Raw genomic sequence first — 2782 nt, 5'->3', positions numbered from 1 at the left:
TTTTCCCTCGATGGGCAGCTAAGGGCTGTAATTTGGTTTAGCGGGTCGTTGGAGGACATTTCTTTTGGGGCGGGAGTGCATGGCACGTAGCAACAAAAGTCGGCTTTAGCTGAATGTGCTCCAACGGCCTCGTGTATGAAACGTAGCGTGCAAAAAGACACTAACTTTTCGGATTAACACAGAGCCGAATTTTTATATTTTGTTTTTAATTTTTCTCTTTTTAAAAGCCAAATTAAAAATTTGGTGGACTTTCTAAGTATACACAAACCTTTCGGTTAAGCACTTATTAGCTATGTTTTATACACCGTGTTGTGTGCAGTATTATATTAGTCGATAATATCTTCAAAAGTCAGTTTATTTTCCGTTTTGGATATGCTTATTATTCGATAAGTTGGTGCGATGCCTTGTCCGTTCGGTTTATAATACTCAGTTTTGAACTCCCCTAGGTTTTCGTAATTCACGGTTATCGCTTCTCCACTATATCTATTTTTATTTTCTGGTAGATAAAAGTAAGTCGAAACTGTATCGGTAAAATTTTCCGCCGATTTAATTTGTTCTATCAATTTCTTTTTATCTGAATCCGAAATTTGTAATTCAAATTTGTGATAGTAATCCCTAATTCCGCCACTTTCATTGTTTAATATTTTGAAACTATCATTTAATTCAATCCCTTGTTCCCTGAGATGTTTCTTTGCGTTCCATTTAAAAAATAGAAAGTCATCAAATATAAAAGTCAATGCTAAGAGGATAACTCCAACGGTCAATGCTCTTGATATTCTTATACCAAGTTTTCTTTTCCCCATTTTTTTTGGAATCCAATATCCTAGGTATATAATTCCAATTAATATAAGAATTATCACAAATAAGATTAAAAAGTAGAATAGGAAAATGTCCATTTATTTAATTCTGATACTTTTTTGGATATTGCACACAACGACCCGCTAAACGTAGTTCCGGGATTTTTGTGGAAATATAGTAAAATCGTTCGACTGTCGTGTGCGAAGCTGTCCTGACTGGGTTGCCGGGTCTCGCATTCGACGGTCTGCCAAGAAGGCCGCCTGTCGGCCGTATCTTGTCGATTTTGCGGTATTGGGAACAAAAATATCGGGGCCAAATTACTTTTAGCCCCTGTTGGTGCACCACGGGGTTTGGATTGTTTGCCCCGTGCTTGGTTTTCCCTCGATGGGCAGCTAAGGGCTGTAATTTGGTTTAGCGGGTCGTTGGAGGACATTTCTTTTGGGGCGGGAGTGCATGGCACGTAGCAACAAAAGTCGGCTTTAGCTGAATGTGCTCCAACGGTCACGGCTATGAGTAGTTGCGTGGGGTAGCGGTTAACTTTGCAAGTACGTAACTAACTGAAAATCCGCGAGGATTTTCAGAAGTAGGCGAGAACAAGCAATTACTTATAGCCATTGTTATGTGCTGGGCTTTTTTCAATTCGGATTAAATCGGTTAAATGATTGCCAATATTTGTCCTTATAAATGTCAAAGTCCAGTTCGATTTTATTTATATATTCTTTTTTTATTTCGTGTAATACTTTTGATGGTTTTCTAAATTCAACACAGGCAAAATATACTTCTCGAACAGAATCAGCTGTTTGTCTCCCAATGTTTAAATAGCCATCAGAATCTTTTAATTCTGCCATTATTTTATCTTCAATTTCGTTGAGAAGTTGATAAGTGGAATCGTCAGGCATTCCATTATTGTTTTTTCCGTCATATTTGATTTCCATTACTGCAATCCAAGGATGAGACGCTTTACTATCCCAGTTCAATAAATTTGTGTTAATAACTGCAACCAATGGAAGTCCGTTTTTTAAAGTCGCTTCGAGTCCAGAATAATTGTCGTTTTCGGTGTTATGTCTGAAACCTTTATATTTTTCTACAAACTCTTTTTCTCGCCAAGTCAAAAAGTCCTTTAGTTTTTCTAATGGAATTAATTCGGTTGTCGTATCTTTTGGGTTAATAATATTTACATTGTCAATCGTGGTAACTGAATTTAATTCGCCAAGAGAATTGTCTAGAGCGAGGTAAATTCCATTTGTCACTACAGCTCTGTTTTCTTCATTAAAATCTTTATGAGTAATTGTAATGTCAATCTCATCTGGCATTTGTTTATGGTCAGTTGAATAAAACTCCATTTTACTGTCGTCAAATTTATAGCCGTCCATTTCAATTCCGTATTGATTTAAGTCAGACGGTTGTTTTAGTGCTGTAATTTTCCAATTACTCATTTTCGGTGCTGACTGTACCAATTCCTCAACAAACACGATATTTTTGATTACTCCATCGGCTGTTAAAATCAATTCTGCCGTATTATCATCATACATTCCAGCAAGAAACCAAAATCCATCTTTTAATTCGTTCAGTTTTGGTGCAAGTCTATCGAAAAATATTTTGTTGATATTTCCTTGGTCTTTTAGAACTTTATGGAATTTTTTTTCATTCTGTTCAAACCAATTCCAAAAGTCAGAGTATGAGTTTATAGGTTCCTCTTTTGTACTAAATATTGATTTTAAAAAACTCATATTCTTATTAGTTCGGATTATTTTTCGCCTTGCACATAACAATTGTATATGATCATTGATCATATATCCATTACACGCAGAGCTGTATTAATGTTACTATTCGAATATTATTCATTTGTAAATGGTTATCGTTTGTTTGAACTTTGATAATGTTGCTTTTAATATTCTCAGGGATATTAATCCATTTTGTTTCTTCTGTTAAATAAAGTTCACAAAAACATTCTTCTCTGACAACTTTAAGTATATGATTGTAC

Annotated in this window: 4 protein-coding genes; all 4 read right to left on the bottom strand. The window is 35.3% G+C overall.

The genetic code is table 11. From position 1 onward, the window contains the following. Positions 1-326: 326 nt before the first annotated feature. Positions 327-803 carry a hypothetical protein gene (locus IAG46_RS17530; protein ID WP_190811693.1) on the bottom strand — a complete coding sequence of 159 codons (477 nt, stop codon included), beginning with the start codon at positions 801-803 and terminating at the stop codon, positions 327-329. 65 nt (positions 804-868) lie between these two features. Continuing rightward, on the bottom strand, positions 869-1231 hold the full coding sequence (locus IAG46_RS17525) for a hypothetical protein (protein ID WP_190811692.1): 363 nt from the start codon (positions 1229-1231) through the stop codon (positions 869-871). 202 nt (positions 1232-1433) lie between these two features. Further along, positions 1434-2528, bottom strand: coding sequence for a DUF695 domain-containing protein (locus IAG46_RS17520; RefSeq protein WP_190811691.1), 1095 nt, complete (start codon positions 2526-2528; stop codon positions 1434-1436). Between the two features lie 70 nt (positions 2529-2598). Beyond that, on the bottom strand, positions 2599-2782 hold a 184-nt coding region (locus IAG46_RS17710; RefSeq protein ID WP_223826755.1), incomplete at its 5' end, for a hypothetical protein.

It is taken from the genome of Flagellimonas sp. S3867 (genome assembly GCF_014698935.1).
GTDB lineage: Bacteria > Bacteroidota > Bacteroidia > Flavobacteriales > Flavobacteriaceae > Flagellimonas.
Note: the sequence above shows the minus strand (reverse complement) of the source record. Positions and strands in the feature narration are given on the sequence as shown.

Bases quoted from the DNA above. Each gene is read 5' to 3' on its own strand.
- IAG46_RS17520 (WP_190811691.1), bottom strand. From the start codon at position 2,528: ATGAGTTTTTTAAAATCAATATTTAGTACAAAAGAGGAACCTATAAAC.
- IAG46_RS17530 (WP_190811693.1), bottom strand. From the start codon at position 803: ATGGGGAAAAGAAAACTTGGTATAAGAATATCAAGAGCATTGACCGTT.
- IAG46_RS17525 (WP_190811692.1), bottom strand. From the start codon at position 1,231: ATGTCCTCCAACGACCCGCTAAACCAAATTACAGCCCTTAGCTGCCCA.